The organism is Acinetobacter sp. FY731 (assembly GCF_059515905.1).
On record NZ_JCAKNB010000003.1, the window covers coordinates 368,476 to 389,474 of the forward strand.

The window sequence follows — 20,999 nt, forward strand, 5'->3', positions numbered from 1 at the left end:
TTTTCAGGAATAAAGGATTCAAACCTGATGCACATTGCCATCATTGGTGCAGGTATTAGCGGATTAATGACTGCATTGGAACTGATTGAGCAAAATTGTTCTGTCACTATTTTCGATCAACAACACGCTGGTAAAGCAGCCTCTTGGGCGGGTGGCGGAATTCTTTCTCCTATGTATCCTTGGCGTTATAACCCTGCTGTTAATGCACTCGCAAAATATGCAAAACCCCTGTATCAAGAATGGAATAAAAGATTAATTCCACATACGGGCATTGATTTTCAAGTTCATGAAACAGGTATGCTTATTTTTGATGAAGATGATTTCGAAATTGGCTTAAATTATTCAAAACAACATCATGAACCATTACAACATGCAGAATATTTACAACGAGAGCAACTCGAACAAATTAATCCATTTATTCATGAAAACTATAAGCATGCGCTATATTTCCCACATTTAGCCAATGCACGAAATCCTAGAGTTTTGCAATCCATCACAGCTTATTTAAAACAGCATCCTAAAGTTCAATTTTATGAACATTGCCCAATTGAACAGTTAAAAATTCAAAACCAGAAAATTATCTCTATACAAGATGCTTCAGGAATATCACATCAAGCCGATGCTTTTGTTATAGCAACAGGTGCTTGGTCTAAACTTTGGGAAGAGCAACTCGATTTACATATTCCAGTAGAACCAATTCAAGGACAAATGGTGCTATTTAAAACACCTGAAAACTGGCTACCAACCATGTGCATGAACAAAGTGATGTACCTCATCCCACGTATGGATGGTCATGTCGTTTGTGGTTCAAGTATGCGTCAAATCGGTTTCGATTTATCTTTAGATGACACCGTAAAATCGAATATTTTAGACGCCTGTTTCGATATGGTACCTGAACTTGAAAACTTCCCCATTGTTCAGCAATGGGCTGGTTTAAGACCAAGCTCACCTAATGGCGTGCCATTTATTGGACAAGCGCCCAATACAGAGAACCTATGGTTTAACTTTGGACACTTTAGAAATGGTTTATGTATGGGCGCAGGTTCTGCACGTTTATTACGCCAACTAATGTTAAATCAAAATACTTTGGAAGATGCTGCAGCCTATAATCCAAAGCGTTTAGCTAAACTTGATTTGGTGTATTGATAAAATATGAAATTAGAATCTGCATAGTTATGCTATGCAATTTTTTCTGCAAAATAATATCTATTTTTACCCTTCGCTTTTGCTTGGTACATTGCTTGATCTGCAACACGTAATAAGTGTTCTGGCTCTTCACTATGTACCTTGTAAACTGCTGCACCTAAGCTTACAGAAATATGAATTGATAAATCTGAAATCGTAATTTGCTCACTCACAACATGAACAATTCTTCTTAAAATATTTTCTGCTTGCTCTATTGATTCTACTTCATTCAAGATAATGACAAATTCATCGCCTCCGATTCTTGAAATAAAATCATTTGCTTTAATTACACCCGAAAGTTTTTGAGCAACAACTTTTAAAAGTTGATCGCCTACTTCATGTCCATACGCGTCATTGACTGCCTTAAAGCCATCTAAATCTAAATAACACACCACCACTTTATGCTTTTCATTGTTATTATTTTTAATAAAATTATCGAGTTTAATATTTAATAATCGTCTATTTGCTAAATTGGTTAAAGGATCGTACATCGCAATTTTTTTCAATTGTTCTTTTTGCTCTAACATTGTGAGTATTAAATACGTTAACCACATCATCAAGCTTGCCCAAACCAATACAAACACAACTTCAAGCACTAACTTATAAAAACTGATTGGAGGATTTAAAGACGAAACTTTAAGCTCCCAATCTGCACCATATAGCTTTATTGGAACTTTGACAGCCGTGTTAGAAATAGGCTCTTTTGATTGATCAATAATCTCTTTTTGCTTCGTTAGTGGATTAATTCCTGATAACTCATAAGCATAGCCATTTTTTGCTAATCTATTTAAATGCACATCAGAAAAGGCATTCGGCAGCTGTAAAGTCACTACGGTATATCCCCAGAAATACTTTGTCCCATCTTCTTTTTTAAGAAATACAGGAAGCATTCCAATCGCACCTTGAGGACCTTGTATTAGCTTAAATGGACCTACAAACTTAAGATCACCTTCTTTAATATTTGCAATTTCTTTCTGTTTATCTTTACCTTCAAATATATCGTGATTTTTAATTAATGTATTTTGTAATGTTGGTTCTATTTGCTGCAGAACACCATCAGGTGCCGTTGATAAAGCATAGGCTCCTTCATACATTGGCAGCATGTACCGAGCAAGTTCTCCATAATTTGGAATAGAACCATTACTTTGATGTACCAAAACAGCTAAGCTATTTACAGAAGACAAAGAGTGGCGGATTGTTTTTTCTAAAGAGCTCGCATAACTATTTGAAATTTGCATAGTATGAGCTGTTTTGGCTTCTGTTTCTGCCTGATTGAGCTTTAAACAAAAAAAAGCGCCTATTGCACAACATAAAAAAAATACACTTATCGATATATTTTTTTTATTCAAAAACCTGTTTTCCTTAAACAGCGCAACCATACAAAACAACCCAACCCAAATACTTAAAATTTCACCGATTTTTACAAGATTATTTTTCTAATATAATCATCATTGGTATACAGCTTTATTTTAACATATCCTTGTTTCCACTTATAAAATTCCGATAAACCAACTCCTTTTATAACAAATTTTTTAACGCTTCTTTTAAGGTAGGATATTTGAACTCAAAACCCGCATCTTGCAAGGCTTTAGGCTGTATATATTGCCCATTTAATATCAATTGAGATTGCTCGCCCAATATCCATTTCATAATAGAACGAGGCAATGTAAATAAAGGTTTTTTCTTTAATATAAGTGCAGCCAATCCTGCAAAAAACTTTTGATTCACTTTTTCTGGTGCAACGAGATTAAAAATTTGTGCTGTAGTGTCTTTTTCTATCAGAAATTCAATGGCAGAAATCACATCATCTATGTGAATCCAAACACAAGGTTGCATACCCGTACCAATGCGTCCCACTAAATTGAAGCGAATAGGCAACAACATTTGTGGCAAAATACCACCACCCATACTAAACACGACACCTAAACGAATAATTTTTGTATTTTGTTCAGGATATTGCTGTGTGACAGCTTCCCATTTTTGGCAAAGTTCGGACATAAAAATTTCTTGAGATGAGGATGCTTCCGTACAATCATCGCCCCACTTTTCTTCAACATCTATACCGTAATAACCTACAGCCGAGCCCGAAACAATTCGCTTTGGCTGTATGTTTCGTTTATTTAAATATTGATAAAGTTGCTCTGTCGTTTTAATTCTACTTTGTAATAATTGTTCTTTTCTATCATCTGTCCACCGACCTTTACCTATACTTTCACCTGCTAGGTTAATGACATAATCAATCTGATCTGTTTTCAAGTCATTTAAATCTGAAATCCACTGTAAACATGGGTGATGAGGTACTTTATTCTTTTGTCGTGTAAGACCTACAACCTGATAATCTTGTTTTAATAAGTGCGTCACTAACCTAGAACCAATAAAGCCAGAAGCACCTGTAATTAAAACCAAAGGCTTGTTCATTCAGTAATCTCATTATTATAGCGAATTCATCTATTCTATATAAAAAGATTGCTGAATAATCAAGCATTAATAATCATTAATTATTCATCATTTTATCAGCCATACGCTGAGCTTGTTTTCCATAAAACCAATATGTTAACAAATACAATGGAATTGCAATGAGTAAAAACATTATGAGAGTAATCATTAAAAACTGTGTATTTTGTAAATATACGATTAAATCTTGCCATACCGTAGGATTTGACCGTGAAGCAATTCCGATACCTAAAAGTAAAAAGCACAAATTATACAGCCAGTAAATTACACTAAAACCCAAAGTAAATTTTTGACGTTCTGCTTGTGTAGGTGCACGACTTTGTTGTTTTAAAAATTTAAATAACACCCAAATCATCGCTGTTAAATACGGGACAATAGTTAAAACAGCTCCCATTCCTTCGGGCATAAGCGCAGCAAGTACACCGCAAATGCAAGTCAAGACTAAACAAATAGCAAAAAACCAAATAAAATAACGAGTTAAAGCGACCATTAAGATGACCAATACAACTTCAAAGTCTTAGTATAAAAAAAAATGAGTTTTTTTTCATGTTCATGTCAACCATCTATGTATATATCTCGTTATATAGGGAGCAAGGTCAGCAACAACCGTAAATTTGTACCGGCATCCACAATATTTTCGGTGACCTTAAACCTAAAGCAATAAGCTTGCTTAAACATAAAATTTGATTAGTAGCCAAATTTTTGTTCTAAGCAGATTTTTTTGACCGACGATTCCCCCATCACTCGAATCGTCGGTCTTTATTTTTGTCTAAAAGATTTTTCTCATTAAAATGATAAAATTCTCTTACGACTTATATTGTCGTTTTCATGCTGTTCAGTACTAGAATTATTCTATAAAGATTCGTTACTATGCCAATAAGGGCATAGGACAATAAATATGAGCGTTCGTTTTTTTCATACGTCAGATTGGCATTTAGGGCAATTTTTTCACAATCATGATCGTGAATTTGAACATACCCAATTTTTAAATTGGTTACTTGAGCAAATCAAAGAAAAACAACCCCATGCCTTACTCATTGCTGGTGATATTTTTGATGTCATTAACCCAGCATCTGCCGCACAAAAACAACTTTATCAATTCCTTGCCGATGCGCACGATATTGCACCAAACATGCAAACACTCATGATTGCTGGTAACCATGATTCAGGTTATCGCATTGAACAAGTAGAGCCATTACTAGAAAAATACAATGCGAAAGCTGTGGGTGTGATTGCTTGGAATAAAGATAAATCACTCAATATTGATCGTTTATTACAACCTATTTATAACGAAGAAAAACAAATTGTTGCATGGTGCCTTACCCTGCCCTTTTTACGTTCTGCTGAAATTACAGGTTTTAATGATCAAACTACCAACAGCCAAAATGCCATTGCCTATTTACATCAAAAATTGATTGCCGAAGCGAAAGCTCGAAAAACAGCAGATCAAGCTTTGATTCTGATGTCACACGCCCACATGCAAGGTGGTGAAACGTCAGATTCTGAACGCCCTATTATTATTGGTAATGAAGAAGCCCTTTCCACTACCCTGTTTGATGATGTGATTGACTACGTAGCACTTGGACATTTGCATAAACCGCAAAAAGTTGGACAAGCCCATATTCGCTATAGTGGCTCACCTATTCCTTTGTCATTTAGTGAAATTAATTACAAGCATCAAGTGGTTGAAGTAGAAATAGACCCCTTACTTAAAGATGGAAATCGTTTTAAGTTTCAAGTTTTAACCATTCCACGTAGCGTACAACTGCATAAAATTTCAGGCGAGTTGCAACACGTTTTTGAGCAATTAAAAGCATTGCCATCGGGTGAGATTGAAGCTATTAATCAGCGTGAATATGTCGATATTGAATACCACACAGATACACCACCTCAACCCAATTTACGCCAACAATTTGAAGAATGTTTAGCACCAAATCGTTACAGGTTGGTGCGAATTTCACGTAAATATTTAAACCAACAAAACGATCACAACGCTGAAAATAAAATAAGCTTAGAGCCACCAACACCAGAAAAGCTCTTTCAACAAATTTGGGAGAAACAAGGCTACAGTGCAGATGAATCCGTCTTAAAAGATTTTTTAAGCTTGGTTGATGAAGCACAAAAATCACTTGAAGATGATGCGAGCGTTTAAGGAATTGCCATGAAAATTTTATCTATTCGTATTAAAAACTTGGCATCCTTAGCAGGTGAGCATTTTATTGATTTTGAAAGCGAGCCTTTAGCAAGCGCAGGTCTAGTCGCTATTGTAGGAAAAACAGGCGCAGGGAAATCGACTATTTTAGATGCCATGTGTTTGGCATTGTTTAATCAAATTCCTAGATTAAAAGGCAGTGATGGAAAACTCATTGATGTTGATGGTTCAGAGCTATTAACCAACTCCCCTCAAACGATATTACGTCGTGGTACAGCGCATGGTTTTGCTGAGTTAAGTTTTGTCGCACAAGATCAAAAAGTCTATTTGGCACGCTGGGAAATTAAACGCGCGCGTGAAAAAGCCGATGGCAAGCTACAAAGTGTTCAACGCTCACTCAAATGCTTAACCGATGGCAATGTGGTCGCAGATAAAACCAAAGCTGTTGAAGAAAATATTAAAAGAATTACCCAACTGAGTTTTGAACAATTTACTCGTGCAGTATTATTAGCTCAATCTGAAGTAACTGCTTTTTTAAAAGCCCGTGATAATGAACGTGGCGAACTATTGGAATACTTAACCAACTCTAGTATCTTTGCAAAAATTGGGCAACTCGCATTTGAAAAAACCAGAGAAATTGCCAATCAACGGAAAGAAATTGAAAATGTTTTAGGACATATCGAAATTTTATCTGATGAAGACTTAGCAACAACAAGCAATCACTTTGATACGGTTTCTACGGCGTACAAAAAACTAGAACTAGAAAAATCTGCGCTAGAAAAAAATCAGCAATGGTATGAACAAAAGCAAAAATACGAAATTGATGTGCAAACACGTCAGCAACAATTACAACATCAGCAGCAACAACTTGATGCCCTTGCACCTGAAAAGCTACAACTGCAACAACTTGAACACTTTTCCGCTATTCGACCAAGTGTGATTCAACAAAAAAATATTCAGCTTGAAGTTGCACAATTACAGCCTCAATTGACACAAGCCCAACAGCAATTTGCAGAGATTGAACAACAATTTAATGCTGAAAAAATCATCTTTGAAAAAATTGATCTAGAACAAAAGCAACAATACCAATTTGAAGTTCAGCATCAAGACAAAATTAAATTAGTACGTGAACGAATTGCTGAGCGCCATTTGTTAGAGGGACAATTTAGAAAAGTACAAAGTGATTTTAAAGAACTTGAAAATCAGCTTATTCCTCATATTAACAATGAAAAACAGATGAAGGAACAGCTTGAGCAACTGCAAAATAATATTGCTCAACATACGGCGCAGCTAGAAAACTCAAACCACTTTGCCTCACTCGATGATGCACTTTCAGCACATATCACACAAACTCAACGCTTTATTCAAAGCTATGCGCAATTTGAAAAAAACTATGGCAATGTGCAACAAGCCAATTCTCAATTACACATGCAACAAAAACAACATGAAGAATTAATGCAAAAATTTGGGCAAGAAGATGTGCTCAATCAGAAAATTTCATTGCTACGTTCCGAGCGTGATCAGCTTATACAGCAGTTAAATCAACTCAGTGTTGTTCAGCAAAAAATACAAAACTTCCAAAATATTGATGCTGAAAACAACCATTTAGTAACGGTGAAAAATACACTCTCTCAACAAATTAAACAGAGTCATACACAGCTCAAAACGACTGAACTTGCCTATCAAACACAAAAAAACGAGCGTGAAAAACTGCAACAAATGTTGCAACAACAACGCTTACTCAATACGGAAAATATTGAAAAACTACGTGCAGATTTAGTCGATGGCGAAGCATGTTTAGTCTGTGGAAGTACCCATCATCCTTATGCAGAAAAAGAAGCTTTTTCTGATGAATTATTCAAGTTACAAGTACAACAAGAACAGCAAGCACTTGAGTTGGAAAAAATTTCTTTCGAAGCTTGGCAAGAATCACACACTACCTTCACTCAGCAAACTGCTTTAATGGATGCCAATGCGCAACAGTTAGCAACCTTAACCATACAACTTGATCAGGCAAAAAATACGCTTCAACAACAATTAAGTGCCTTAAATATTTCTTTTGATTTTTCACAGAAGTATGAAGCCTTAACGCAACTAATTCAGACAAAAATTAATGAAGCACAACAAATGCAAAAACAAACTGAAGATGCCTTAATTTCACATGAAAAAGCTCAACAACAAAGTCATGGACTTGTAAGCTCAATCCAACAAACCACACAGCATTTATCTAGTGTGCAACAAGCTGAAATCAATATTCAGCATATTCTGAACGTATTGAATGACACAGAAAAACAATTATGGGAACAATCGACATTAAATACTGCTGAAAAAGTTTGTCACGTACTACAACAACGTCAAAATTGCTTAAAGCAACTCAATCAATTAAATACTCAATATAATCAAACTTCTCAACAATTTGAGCAATATCAGCAACAAGTTAAATTTAGTCAGGAAAAAATTCAGTCAGCTCAAGATCAAATTAAAAATTTAACAACAGAAGGTAAAAAAAATAGTGATGTTGCGATTCAAGCAATTCTTGAAATGACAAATGATACTGTTGAAAAACCACATGATTGGTTGAATGATTTTGACCAAAACAGACAACGATTACAAACAAGATTTAATCAGGCACGCCAAACATTCGACCAAATACGTCAAGCCTTTGAAACAGCTCAAAGTCGCTTAAAAGAATGCCTCACCCAGCAAGCACAATTACTTACTCAAATGAAACATGTTGAAAATACAATTCAACAGTGGATGAGCCAAAATTTAGAATTTAATCAAACACAATTAGCGCAACTGAGTACAATTTCACATGAACAAGAACAGCAACTTAAACAGCGTGTTTTAAATGTAGAACGTGCTTATTCAGATGCTCAAGCAGGCATTCAAGCTATTCAGCAAACATTAGCTCAACACCTACAAACACAGCCAGAAATACAAATAGTACAACTTGAACAAGCGATTGCGAATAATCTTAAATTATTATCAGAACAGCAAGAACTAAGAGAGCAACTCAAAAGTAAACTAGATATCCATCATGCGAATATCAATAGACAAAAACAATTTGCTGAGCAAATTCAGCAAATTCAAACCGAAGAACACCGTTGGAATAAAATTTCGAGCTTAATGGGTGACTCTACGGGTAAAAAATTTCGTGATGTTGCTCAGCAATATAACCTCGATATTTTAATTGAATATGCCAACCAACAATTGGCACAACTATCACAGCGTTATATCTTAAAGCGTTTAGATAACTCTCTTAGCCTTGCCATTGTCGATCATGATATGGATGGTGAAACCCGTTCGGTTTCATCACTTTCTGGTGGTGAATCTTTCTTAACAGCCCTCGCCTTATCACTCGCTATTGCGAGCATGGCTTCAGGCTCAATGAAAATTGAATCATTATTTATTGATGAAGGCTTTGGTACGCTTGATGCTTCATCACTGCATATGGTGATGAATGCACTAGATCAACTACAGAGCCAAGGGCGTAAAGTTGTGCTCATTTCACATATTCAAGATATGCATGAGCGTATTCCTGTGCAAATTCAGGTACAGCCTATAGGTGCTGGTGCAAGTCAAATTGAAGTAGTCGGATAAAAATAAAAAAGCCGTCATCATGACGGCTTTTTCTTAGTTCACTTTACGTAAAGTCAAAATCTGCTCACTGCGTCCAAAAGAACCTTTTTCATCGTGAAGAATTGAACTTGTTAAGCCAACACCATCTGCCCCATATTGTTGAACTGTTTCAAGCCCAAGCCATTTCCCTTGCGGAATACGGTACAAATGGATTTGCAAATCTAAATTTGGAAAAGCATATTGAAAAGGAACATCTTGACGCGTTGCTACGCCATTTGCTGTATCTACCATACCCATTAAACGTACAAAATCCGAAGATTGCTCATTTTCAATCATCGAGTATGGATTGCTTAACCAAACTATACCTTTACCCTGACGCCTTTGAGAAGATCGAGCTTCTAATGATGCAATATAACCACCAGGCCATGTACAAATTTCATTCCAAACAGGCTGATGTTCAGGACTTTCTATTCGTTGATCTTCTATACCATAAATTGAAGATGTATCACTGATCATCATTCGCCACGTATGAGCTTGAATACATGCCTTACCTTGAGCGCTCATTATTGACTCGATCAATTCAATGGTTTTACCAGCACGAATGACCTTTGTTTCTATTTGAAATTCGCCAGCAGGAATCAACCCTAAAATATCTAAGCTTATACGCCCTATACGTACATCTGACCGCGGTGAAAAAAGATCTAATTCAGCACAAATAATTCCTGTTGCAGGTGCCATATGTTGTTCATGTTCATTCCATGCACCTTGGGCATGGATAGTAGATCTATACTTTGCGATTACACTGCCATCTTCCTGAACTTGTCGATCAATGAGTTGATAGTACGCTGATGTCATTTCCCTATTCACTTATTTTTCAGATCAGGGCTTAGTCTTACATATAGCTGTTTTCATACTCAATCGCAAAATAGACCAAAAGGTGAACGCACAATTCACCTTTAAATTTATTTGATTATTCTTCTTTTGAATAATCCCTCGCCCCAAACAATGCTGTTCCTACACGAACCATTGTCGAACCTGAAGCAATTGCAGCCTCCATATCTCCTGACATCCCCATACTTAAAGTATCCCAGTCTTCAGGATGAGCATGATTCACTTTTACTTGTTCAAAAAGCATCTTTGCATCTGCAAATGCTTGTGTATTATTTGGTGCAGGAATCACCATCAGACCACGCAGTTTCAAATTGGGTAATTGGCTAATTGTTTCTACTAATTCTGCAACTTCCGCAGGCTGACAACCATCTTTAGTATCTTGAGCATCAATATTCACTTGCAAACAGATATTCAAAGGTGCCTGAGATGCTTCACGTTGATTCGACAAACGCTCAGCAATAATTAAACGATCAATACCATGCACCCATGCAAATTTTTCAGCTAAATGCTTTGTTTTATTACGTTGTACATGACCAATAAAGTGCCATTCAATTTCTAAGTCGTTTAAAGCTTCAATTTTATCTAATGCTTCTTGTAAATAATTCTCCCCAAATGAACGCTGCCCTGTTTCATACATTTCTTGCAACATTTCACTTGGATGTGTTTTTGAAACAGCCAATAACTGAACATCTTCTTCTAAACGATTCGCTAATTCACATGCACTTTTTATTTGTTCTAAAACTAAATTTCGCGATGTTTGTAGACTATTCATTGACGTATTTCTCATTTCAAGATGATTATTTACATTCGACTTGAACAAACTGTTGGTTAAGCCGATGGAAAACCGTATTATTCTAACAAAATAATTAAGATTTACTCACTATCGGGGACTTAAATGGATATTACAGAACTACTCGCGTTTTCTGCAAAAAACAATGCTTCAGATTTACACCTTTCAGCAGGCATGCCACCCATGATTCGTGTGGATGGTGAAGTACGTAAAATCAACTTACCTGCTTTAGAGCACAAAGAAGTTCATAAACTTGTTTATGACATCATGAACGATAAACAACGTCGTGACTATGAAGAAAAATTAGAAACTGACTTTTCATTTGAAGTTCCTGGTGTAGCTCGTTTCCGTGTGAACGCATTTAACCAAAACCGTGGTGCAGGCGCAGTATTCCGTACAATTCCATCGAAAGTACTCACTATGGAAGATTTGGGCATGACCCAAATCTTTAAAGATATTTGTGAATATCCACGCGGGATTGTTTTAGTTACAGGTCCTACTGGCTCGGGTAAATCAACAACACTTGCAGCAATGATTGACTACATCAACGACAATCGTTATGACCATATTTTAACAGTCGAAGACCCAATCGAGTTTGTACATCAATCTAAAAAATGTTTGGTTAACCAACGTGAAGTTCACCGCGATACGCATGGCTTTAACGAAGCACTTCGTTCTGCACTGCGTGAAGACCCTGACATTATCTTAGTCGGTGAGATGCGTGACCTTGAAACCATTCGTTTGGCACTTACTGCTGCTGAAACAGGTCACTTAGTTTTTGGTACGCTACATACCACATCTGCGGCAAAAACCATTGACCGTGTAATTGATGTATTCCCTGCCGAAGAAAAAGATATGGTTCGTGCCATGTTATCTGAATCACTTCAAGCTGTTATTTCACAAACACTTTTAAAGAAAAATGGTGGTGGTCGTGTTGCTGCACACGAAATTATGATTGGTATTCCTGCTATTCGTAACCTTATTCGTGAAAACAAAGTGGCACAAATGTATTCTGCAATTCAAACAGGTGCAAACTACGGCATGACAACACTAGATCAAAGCTTAAAAACTTTAGTGAATAAAGGTGTTATTAGTGCTCAAACTGCGCGTACTGCAGCAAAACAGCCTGAAACATTCTTATAAAGATGGCATTAAAATTCAATTAAGGATTTGCTTATGGACTTTAATGACTTATTAAATCTTATGATTCAGCAAAAAGCATCGGATCTATTTATAACGGCAGATGTTGAACCATCAATGAAAATTAATGGTCAAATCGTTCCTGTGGTTAAAACCAAATTATCTGGTGAGGTTGTTGGACAGCTTATACAGTCTATTATGACCGATAAGCAAAAACTAGAATTTGCTGAAACACGTGAATGTAATTTTGCTATTTCCAATAAAGATAAAACAGCACGATTTCGTGTAAGTGCATTTCAACAACGTGACCAGCCTGGCATGGTATTACGTCGTATTGAAACACGTATTCCAGAAATAGAAGAGTTAAACCTTCCACCTATTTTAAAAGATCTTGCTTTAAAAAAACGTGGCATTGTGATTTTTGTAGGTGCAACGGGCACTGGGAAATCAACTTCACTAGCATCTATTGTTGGATTTCGTAATCAAAATTCTAAAGGTCATATCATTACCATTGAAGACCCAATTGAATTTATTCACGAACATGCAGGCTGTATTATTACCCAACGTGAAGTTGGTATTGATACAGACTCATTTGAAGTTGCATTAAAAAATACGCTACGTCAGGCACCAGATGTCATTATGATTGGTGAAATTCGCTCTCGCGAAACCATGAACTATGCCATTGCATTTGCAGAAACGGGACATCTTGTATTTGCAACCTTACATGCAAACAATGCGAACCAAGCTTTAGATCGTATCATTCACTTTTTTGATGCAGATCGTCATAGTCAATTGTTTATGGATTTATCTTTAAATTTACAAGCAATTATTGCTCAACAACTAATTCCAACTGTTGATGGCAATTCTAGACGTGCAGCAATTGAAGTTTTAATTAACTCACCTCTTATTTCAGATTTAATTCGAAAAGGTGAAGTCAATGAAATTAAAGAGCTTATGAAACGTTCACGCGAGCTAGGAATGCAAACCTTTGACCAAGCATTATTTGATTTGTATCAAGCAAAACAAATTAGCTACAAAGAAGCACTGAAGCATGCAGACTCTCCAAATGATTTACGCCTACAAATTAAACTCTCTGAAGAAGGTGGTTTAAACCGCTTATCAGAGTCGACAAGTCGTATTACATTCGATGGTCAATAATTTTAGTTCCATTCTGAAATAAAAAAGGCTTCTTTACGAAGCCTTTTTTATTCATATCTTATTTTTTACGGAATGCTTCTTGGCACTCTGGAGCATCGCAATAACCATAAAGGTTAAGCGAGTGACCTGTTAGCTCAAAACCAAACTTTTTCGCAACTTCGTGCTGTTCGTTTTCAATAATATCATTGTGGAATTCCACAACTTTATTACAGTTTTGACAAACAATATGGTCATGATGATCATCTTGCATAATTTCAAAAACAGAATGATTGTTTTCAAAATGATGGCGCTGAATAATACCGGCAGCTTCGAACTGTGTTAATACACGATATACAGTTGCTAAACCGACATCTTCCCCTTGATCGAGTAAAGTTTTATAAATGTCTTCTGCGCTTAAATGATGTTGTTTTGAATTTTCTAATAATTCCAATATTTTAATTCGCGGAAGTGTAACTTTTAGTCCAGCTTTACGTAAATCTTGATTTGAAATAGGCATGTAATTAAGTCTCTCAACAAAATGAAAGTTGGAATATGCAACAAAGTTTAGATGCAGTATGATCTATCCTTGGATCAAATGCATCATAATTAATTCGGGATAGTGTAGCAAAATGCAAAAAATCATGTTGACGTTATTCGTCGCTTCACTGCTCACAGGTTGTTCAACCTTGGGCGTTTATAAAGTAGATATTCCTCAGGGTACACCTTTAACCCAAGCTCAGGCATCAAAAGTACAGGTTGGTATGAGTCACCAGCAAGTACGCTTTTTGCTTGGAAGCCCTACAATATCAGACCCTTTAAACCCTTTACGCTGGGATTATATCTATAACTACATCCCAGGAACTTATGCTAAAAAAGCAAAAATTTCCGCAGCATCTGGTCAGCATTTAAAAATTTACTTTGATGCAAATGGCATTGTACAAAATATTGAAGGCTTAGAAACGATTCCTGAAACACAACCAGGTTTACCAGGATCTAAAGAAGCAATTCTTGATGCGCCCCCACTATAACTAGTTTAAATTTAAAAAAAACCCCTCAATGAGGGGTTTTTTTTATGACGTCGATTGTTTAAAGCGATTACTTCTACAATAACGGCTTGTTGGATTATTTTCTGCACGTTTTCTTCGAATATCTTTAGGGTTAATCGTAAGTGCCCTATAAATTTCTACACGATCTCCAATTTCAAGCATTTGAGATAAATCTTTTATACGTACACCAAAAATCCCTAACTGTAGGTTTTCAGGTAATTCTATTTGCTTACGAATACCACTTTTTTCAATGGCATCTAGTGCTGTCATACCTTCAACATAATCTACACGTATATGAAATTGTTGATCTTGGGCTGCATAAGCAACCCAAACATCCTGATTCACTGACATTATAAAATTTGTCCAAAGTACGACACAATCGCAAGAATAATCGCAAGTGGTAAAACAATACGAACAGCAATACGCCAAAGGTTATAAACTGCTTCATTACTAAAATTTAATGCTTTTCGTAAGTGGCTAATTTTCATTATCCAGCCGACAAATATTGCATAGATGAAGCAAATCAATAAGCCCCAAAGTACAAGTACAATATTAAAGATAGGTGCTATAGATGGAATCGCCCAGATTAGGGTTGCAATAACCAGCATAGCCCATTGAATGGCACTATTTATATTGCGTTGTGCTAGCTGTTCACGTGCAAGCTGTAAAACTAGTGCTGCTGAAGTGATCACTGCAAAGATAAATGCAAAAGCTGGAATTTCTGCTTGAGCAGCAAAAAAACCAAATGCTACAACAGCCAATAATTGGGCAATCCAAATAGGAAGCGCTGTTTTAGTTGCAACATCTTCATTTTTAACAACAGCTAAGCTACTTTGCCAGTAAATTCCCATACCTAGCCCACTTGCGACTAAAGCAAGAATAGTGGCATTTGCCCACTCACCAAATACCAACGAAGTTACCGTCCATTCTGGTAATGTAGTACCTGTTGTATTTGCTAAAACAATCGATGCAATAACTGCAACTGCTGTTAAAACAACAACAACTTGACGTGATACAAAAGAAATAACAAAAGCAGCAATCGCAAGTCCAACAAAAATAAAATGCGTTTCAATTCCTGTCACAGCAAATTGGCTCAGTAATTGACCTGCATTAGATAACATTCCACCTGCAAGAAAAGGAATGAAAACCACAGCTAACCAACCCACTAAACGCCATCTTTGAGAAGCATCAGCATCACGAGTTAAACTAGACAACGCCTCTAAAGCTGTTGTTTTTGAACGCTTTGCTAAAGCTATTTCTAAGTAACAAATAGGTAAAGCTAAAATCACCATTGTTCCAAGCCAAAGCAGCCAAAAGTCAATTTGACGCTCAACTAAAATACCTGTGACTGGTGCGAGTGTTGCAATAATAATAAATGATAGACAAAACGCCATCAGCGGCGAGATCCATCTTGATATAGCATTATCTTGCATTGATGCTTTCCTAATAAAAATCTATGGCTATTTTGCCCTGCTCATCACGGAAAATCAAAACCCTATAAAAAGAAAAGCAAACTATCTCGAAAGATAATTTGCTGCGCTGAATATTAAAACATGCCTCTAATTATTATTATTTCATTTATCCCCAATTATGAAAAAAAGCGAGCGAACCAATTTTTACCTTTCTTCTGCTCTTTTTCTTTAATAATTCCCATCATATTTTCTTTTACAGCGCCAACATAATCAGCATCATCGTGCTGAATATGATTAATTAACCACTTCGATAATACTTCGTGTAATTCAGCCTCAATCGATTGCCCCATATCAAAACGATCACGATAAGACTCAATTTTTTTAATAAATATGTCATGTACACGTTTATGTGGCACACGATATTTATAATCTGCTTCTTCTTGTAAAGATTCTTCAAACGTAAAATGTGACTGCGTATAATCAATAATATTGTCTAAAATTTGTTTGATACGAGATCTATCCGTATGCCCCTCAATATCTACAATTTCATTGATATAGTCTAGAATTCGTCTGTGTTGATCGTCTATCACATCGATACCAGTATTATATTCTGGAATCCATTTCATCTTCATACGATCACCTGTTGATCTTAAGTTACTAAACGCTTACAAAGCATAGTAGCCAACTTGTGATGAAATAAAAATCAACTAAATTACTCTACTTTTCACATTTTTCAGGAGAAATACAACAAAGCGCTGTTATATATAGCTTTATTTCTTAAACCCTACTAAAAGAATCAATTATTTATTAACCAATATATTATTTTTTAACAATATAAAATACTGTCCACACTTTACAATAAATATGTGGACTATTAGACATATTAATAATTTATTGTAGAAAATCTAATATTGATCAGCCTTTGTTATACGCTTTAATTCAGGGTTTAAACGCTCACGTTCCAATCGTTCAATTCTTGTAAGCTCATGACGGATTGGACGTCCATGCTGAAATAAAATCATTTCACCAGATTCGTATGCTAACCACTTTTCATTCTGCGTTAATGGCTCTGTAGTAATTACTGCAACACGATCTTCTGGTGTTGTCACTTGGCTGAAATCGACCTCAACATCAATATCAATTAATTGTGCAGGTTGAAATGGATATTCACGAACCAACCAATGTAATTTTGTTACGGCATAACTAAAGAGTGCCTGACCATTCGATAAACAAAAATTAAATGTTCCGTGTTCCGCAATTTTAGGTGACAATTCAACTAATAAATCAAAAATCTGATCTAAACTTGGCTCTTTATAACCAAATTTTTCAACAAGTTGGTCTAATAAATAACAAAATGACAATTCACTATCTGTGTTTCCTACAGGTGTATAACGACCTGAAAGCTGAGGACTAAAGCCATGTAAATCACCATTATGAGCAAAAATCCATTGTCTCCCCCAAAGCTCGCGTATGAATGGATGTGAATTTTCTAAATTAATCTTACCTTGCGTTGCTTTACGAATATGTGCGATTACATTACGTGATTTAATTGGATAGTTACGTATTAATTCAGCAATTGGCGACTCAACAGCCGACTGATTATCAACAAATAAACGACAGGCTTTATCTTCAAAAAAAGCAATTCCAAAACCATCACAATGATCAGAAGTAATACCAGCACGTTGTGAAAACCCACGAAATGAAAAGGTAATATCCGTAGGTGTTGCGCAATTCATTCCAAGTAGTTGACACATATTTTTTAATTCAACAAATCAATTTGTATTGATCTATATTCTGCATGAGCCATAGACAAATTTGCAAATCACATCACTCAATATTCTCTTCTTTTTTCTACTTATTTATAAATACATATTCTTGTTGTGATGGACTTAAAATCTTAGACATAGATATCCGAGTAATTATTGATTATGCAATAAAATATCAAACTGCCACCTTCTTTTGTAGAATAAAATTTTTTGCCATATTTTTAACATCTAAAAAGACAAAATAATCCAAACAATTAAAATCTTGATCATAGAAAGCTTCTTTAGAGAGCTTCGCATTCATTTTTAAATATACATCAAATAACTTTGGAATTTTTTCATCCTGTACAAAACTAAATTTTGGATGTTGTGGTTCATATTTTTTTTGTGCTGCAATTGTACATGTTTGCTGTTCACCTAAATTTTTAATGTATTGGTGAGTAAAGTAAGCTCTGGCTTCATTACCGACCAACCGAATGCTCACACATCCAATCAAATATTTAGCACGCATTTTCCATAAAATTTTAGGTAATAGATTCATCCACAAAACTGACAATGCTTTGCCAGAACGATAATGTGGATGAACACAAGTTCGACCTATTTCAACAACATTTTCTAAATGATTAAGCTCAGGAAATATTTTAAATTCATGCTGACTATAACTTTGAGCTAAATCTTTCCCTTGTAAGAGTTTCAGTCGTGTATAAGCAACTATTTCATTTTTCCATTTATCTCGAAGTACGGCATGTTCACAATTAAAATCATAGAGATCTTGATCTAAGCCTAAAGGAAAATGAATTCCAAACTGTTCTGAAAACTGCTCTGCTCGAAACTTTTGTACTTCAATAATTTGCTCTAAATCATCAACCCATTCGAATTTATATTGAGTTGGCTTGTTTATTTTTTTTATAAGAGGAAAAGTAATCGCCTGACTATACTGAGTAATTTTATCTAGCATCATCAACTTCTCATGTTGTTTTTTATACCCTAATCAATCCTTATGACATATTAATGACGAACAGTTTCAAATTTTAAAAATAAAAAAAGAGGCAAATAAAGCCTCTTTTCCTGTTTTAAATACTTACTTTTTAACTTGATTACGGTTAGTAATTAAAGTTCCAACACCATGATCTGTAAAGATCTCTAGTAATGTTGCATGTGGTACACGACCATCAACAATGTGAGCACTTATTACACCGCCTTTAACAGCATCTAGCGCACAGCCCACTTTAGGAATCATACCGCCATAAATCACGCCTGTTTCAATTAAACGATCAACTTCTTGTGTCGTTAAACCTGTCAACAAGTTTTTGTTTTCGTCTAATACACCTGAAATATTAGTCAGTAATATGAGTTTTTCTGCACCCAAAGCTTCAGCAACTTTGCCTGCAACCAAATCTGCATTGATATTATAAGTATTCCCTTCATCATCAACACCTAAAGGTGCAATTACAGGAATAAAATCACTACTTGTAAACATCTCAAGTACATCAGTTTTAACACCAACGACTTCGCCAACTAAACCAAGATCAATCTCTTTAACAGAACCATCTTCAGCAGTTTTTTGCATCAATAACTTTTGTGCACGAATTAAGTTGCCATCTTTACCTGTTAAACCAATGGCACGACCACCATGTTGATTAATCAAGTTAACGATTGATTTGTTTACGCTACCGCCCAATACCATTTCAACAACTTCCATTGTTGCAGGATCTGTCACGCGCATACCATCAATACGGTCAGATTCACGACCTAATTGCTTCAGGAAAGAATCAACTTGCGGACCACCGCCATGAACAACAATAGGGTTTAAACCTACTGTTTTAAGCAATACGATGTCACGAGCGAAAGAACTTTCTAACTCAGGATCAGTCATTGCATTGCCGCCATATTTCACGACCAGCGTTTTACCTGCAAAACGTTGAATATACGGCAAAGCTTCTGTCAGAATTTGTGCTTTGTCGATGCCTGTATGCTGATATGGCATTCGCCTCTCCTTATTGAGCATCTAAAATGTCTTGAGCGATAGTTGGATACTTATCGCGAAGCATTGTAACAAATGTATTTCGAATATCGTCTAATCGTGCAGAATTATCGGCATCAAATCGTACTGTAAAATATTCACCTGTATTCGAAGCTCGAATAATGCCAAAACCATCATCAAAATCAAGCCGAATCCCATCTATTTTACTTAATTCTGCATTCAAACTTTGGCTATATTTTTCAATATCTTGTAAAACTTGAGCTGTTTTAAATCCTGAAGTATGAATGTATAAGTCTTCTGTACTTGCGCGTTCAGGATATGCTGCAAATAAATCAGATACTATTTTAAATTCAGATTCACTTAAATATTCTAAAATACGTAAAGCGGCATATAAGCCATCATCATAGCCCAATCCACGACCATCATTAAAAACATAATGTCCTGCGTATTCTCCACCAAATACAGCGTATCCATTCGAGTGTGCTAAATATTTACGTAGAAATGTACTACCTGTTCGAATCATTTTAGGTTTTCCACCTAAATCTCGAATCGTATTTCTCACCATCGTTGAACATTTCACATCAAAGACAATTTCATGCTGAGGATAAGTTTTAAGGCACATTTCGCTAAACAATGATAATAATTGGTCTGCAGAAATAAGTTGTGCATGTTCATCAACAATCACAAGACGATCACCATCACCATCTAAAGCAATACCAATATCTGCCTGATGTTGCTGTACTGCAGATTTAAGCTTTGAAAGATGCTGTGCTTTTGATGGATCTGGTGCATGATCTGGAAAATTACCGTTCGCCTCACAGCGTAATGCGATTACATCGCAGCCTAACTTTTCTAAAATATGAGCAGCACACTGTCCTGCTGAACCATTTAGACCATCAAGCACAACTTTAAATTTTCTTTTTAATTTTATATCTGAAATAAGATGTTGCTCATATGCTTCACAAAATTGTGGAATATGCTCTGATTTATAATTTTGCAGAATAATATCGTGCGCTTTTAAAAAATGTTTTTGCGCTTTTAATGCAACATCTTGAATCATTTCAGGAGTTGGCGGCAAGCCCTTGAGTATCCACTTAATACCATTGTCTGTTTTTTCATTATGGCTTGCGGTCACCATAATACCATTGCCATCATTTCCACGTGAACTAAAGTACATAAGCGGACTAGAACATAACCCAATTAACGTGACATTCAATCCTTTTTCAACACAAACTTTTCGAATAATTCCTGCATATTCTGCACTAGTTAAACGCGCGTCATAGCCCAATACAATACGACTTTGCTTTTGCTCAATAAATTGTTCTGCCAGTCCATTTGCCACAGCATAAATTAATTCGGGCGTCAGTATGCTGACCTTGCCACGAATGTCATAAGCGCGGAAAATTTGTATTGGAAACATTTGCTGAGTTAAATTCATAAGCAATAAGATTTAAAATGGATTT

At 35.8% G+C, this 20,999-nt stretch carries 19 protein-coding genes; 6 read left to right on the forward strand and 13 right to left on the reverse strand.

Going from position 1 to position 20,999, the window contains the following annotated elements; translation table 11 throughout:
- Positions 1 to 27: 27 nt before the first annotated feature.
- A complete protein-coding gene (locus tag AC5YC8_RS05950) occupies positions 28 to 1,146 on the forward strand; it encodes an NAD(P)/FAD-dependent oxidoreductase (protein WP_496163884.1) in 1,119 nt (372 codons plus the stop codon).
- Positions 1,147 to 1,178: 32 nt separating this feature from the next.
- On the opposite strand, the gene AC5YC8_RS05955 is transcribed toward AC5YC8_RS05950, so the two are convergent.
- The 3 genes from AC5YC8_RS05955 to AC5YC8_RS05965 all read right to left on the reverse strand — a co-directional run bounded on the left by AC5YC8_RS05955 (position 1,179) and on the right by AC5YC8_RS05965 (position 4,129).
- Positions 1,179 to 2,423 (reverse strand): diguanylate cyclase domain-containing protein, encoded by a 1,245-nt coding sequence (locus AC5YC8_RS05955; protein WP_496163885.1) that lies wholly within the window; start codon positions 2,421 to 2,423, stop codon positions 1,179 to 1,181.
- Positions 2,424 to 2,703: 280 nt separating this feature from the next.
- A complete protein-coding gene (locus AC5YC8_RS05960; protein ID WP_496163886.1) occupies positions 2,704 to 3,603 on the reverse strand; it encodes a TIGR01777 family oxidoreductase in 900 nt (299 codons plus the stop codon).
- A gap of 76 nt (positions 3,604 to 3,679) precedes the next feature.
- Entirely contained in the window at positions 3,680 to 4,129 is a 450-nt protein-coding gene (locus tag AC5YC8_RS05965) for an ABZJ_00895 family protein (RefSeq protein ID WP_496163887.1), read from the reverse strand.
- Between the two features lie 408 nt (positions 4,130 to 4,537).
- On the opposite strand from AC5YC8_RS05965, the gene AC5YC8_RS05970 reads away from it, so the two are divergent.
- Positions 4,538 to 5,791: an exonuclease SbcCD subunit D gene (locus AC5YC8_RS05970; protein ID WP_496163888.1), complete on the forward strand. Its 1,254-nt coding sequence runs from the start codon at positions 4,538 to 4,540 to the stop codon at positions 5,789 to 5,791.
- A gap of 9 nt (positions 5,792 to 5,800) precedes the next feature.
- On the forward strand, positions 5,801 to 9,394 hold the full coding sequence (locus AC5YC8_RS05975) for an AAA family ATPase (RefSeq protein ID WP_496163889.1): 3,594 nt from the start codon (positions 5,801 to 5,803) through the stop codon (positions 9,392 to 9,394).
- Positions 9,395 to 9,427: 33 nt separating this feature from the next.
- Here the strand turns inward: AC5YC8_RS05975 and AC5YC8_RS05980 are convergent, their stop codons facing one another.
- Together AC5YC8_RS05980 and AC5YC8_RS05985 are read right to left on the reverse strand one after the other, a co-directional pair.
- Entirely contained in the window at positions 9,428 to 10,228 is an 801-nt protein-coding gene (locus tag AC5YC8_RS05980; RefSeq protein WP_496163890.1) for a thioesterase family protein, read from the reverse strand.
- A gap of 115 nt (positions 10,229 to 10,343) precedes the next feature.
- A complete protein-coding gene (locus AC5YC8_RS05985) occupies positions 10,344 to 11,036 on the reverse strand; it encodes a YggS family pyridoxal phosphate-dependent enzyme (protein ID WP_496163891.1) in 693 nt (230 codons plus the stop codon).
- Positions 11,037 to 11,159: 123 nt separating this feature from the next.
- On the opposite strand from AC5YC8_RS05985, the gene AC5YC8_RS05990 reads away from it, so the two are divergent.
- On the forward strand, positions 11,160 to 12,197 hold the full coding sequence (locus AC5YC8_RS05990; protein WP_154772396.1) for a type IV pilus twitching motility protein PilT: 1,038 nt from the start codon (positions 11,160 to 11,162) through the stop codon (positions 12,195 to 12,197).
- Between the two features lie 33 nt (positions 12,198 to 12,230).
- Entirely contained in the window at positions 12,231 to 13,352 is a 1,122-nt protein-coding gene (locus tag AC5YC8_RS05995; protein WP_496163892.1) for a PilT/PilU family type 4a pilus ATPase, read from the forward strand.
- Positions 13,353 to 13,410: 58 nt separating this feature from the next.
- Here AC5YC8_RS05995 and fur read toward each other — a convergent pair whose 3' ends face one another.
- Entirely contained in the window at positions 13,411 to 13,848 is a 438-nt protein-coding gene (gene fur, locus AC5YC8_RS06000; protein ID WP_496119506.1) for a ferric iron uptake transcriptional regulator, read from the reverse strand.
- A gap of 112 nt (positions 13,849 to 13,960) precedes the next feature.
- Here fur and AC5YC8_RS06005 point away from each other — a divergent pair, with 112 nt between their 5' ends.
- Positions 13,961 to 14,359 (forward strand): outer membrane protein assembly factor BamE, encoded by a 399-nt coding sequence (locus AC5YC8_RS06005; RefSeq protein WP_496119504.1) that lies wholly within the window; start codon positions 13,961 to 13,963, stop codon positions 14,357 to 14,359.
- A gap of 42 nt (positions 14,360 to 14,401) precedes the next feature.
- Here AC5YC8_RS06005 and AC5YC8_RS06010 read toward each other — a convergent pair whose 3' ends face one another.
- The 7 genes from AC5YC8_RS06010 to AC5YC8_RS06040 all read right to left on the reverse strand — a co-directional run bounded on the left by AC5YC8_RS06010 (position 14,402) and on the right by AC5YC8_RS06040 (position 20,974).
- Positions 14,402 to 14,728, reverse strand: coding sequence for an RnfH family protein (locus AC5YC8_RS06010; protein ID WP_496163893.1), 327 nt, complete (start codon positions 14,726 to 14,728; stop codon positions 14,402 to 14,404).
- Positions 14,728 to 15,810, reverse strand: a complete 1,083-nt coding sequence (locus AC5YC8_RS06015) for a hypothetical protein (protein WP_496163894.1) — start codon at positions 15,808 to 15,810, stop codon at positions 14,728 to 14,730. Before AC5YC8_RS06015 ends, AC5YC8_RS06010 begins: the two co-directional genes overlap by 1 nt.
- 155 nt (positions 15,811 to 15,965) lie before the next feature.
- Positions 15,966 to 16,421: a bacteriohemerythrin gene (locus AC5YC8_RS06020; RefSeq protein WP_496119498.1), complete on the reverse strand. Its 456-nt coding sequence runs from the start codon at positions 16,419 to 16,421 to the stop codon at positions 15,966 to 15,968.
- A gap of 273 nt (positions 16,422 to 16,694) precedes the next feature.
- Positions 16,695 to 17,543: a class II glutamine amidotransferase gene (locus tag AC5YC8_RS06025; RefSeq protein ID WP_496163895.1), complete on the reverse strand. Its 849-nt coding sequence runs from the start codon at positions 17,541 to 17,543 to the stop codon at positions 16,695 to 16,697.
- 187 nt (positions 17,544 to 17,730) lie between these two features.
- Complete coding sequence (locus AC5YC8_RS06030; protein WP_496163919.1) at positions 17,731 to 18,510, reverse strand: GNAT family N-acetyltransferase; 780 nt, start codon at positions 18,508 to 18,510, stop codon at positions 17,731 to 17,733.
- A gap of 123 nt (positions 18,511 to 18,633) precedes the next feature.
- Entirely contained in the window at positions 18,634 to 19,539 is a 906-nt protein-coding gene (gene argB / locus AC5YC8_RS06035) for an acetylglutamate kinase (RefSeq protein ID WP_496163896.1), read from the reverse strand.
- Between the two features lie 10 nt (positions 19,540 to 19,549).
- On the reverse strand, positions 19,550 to 20,974 hold the full coding sequence (locus AC5YC8_RS06040; protein ID WP_496163897.1) for a phosphomannomutase/phosphoglucomutase: 1,425 nt from the start codon (positions 20,972 to 20,974) through the stop codon (positions 19,550 to 19,552).
- Between the last annotated feature and the right edge of the window lie 25 nt (positions 20,975 to 20,999).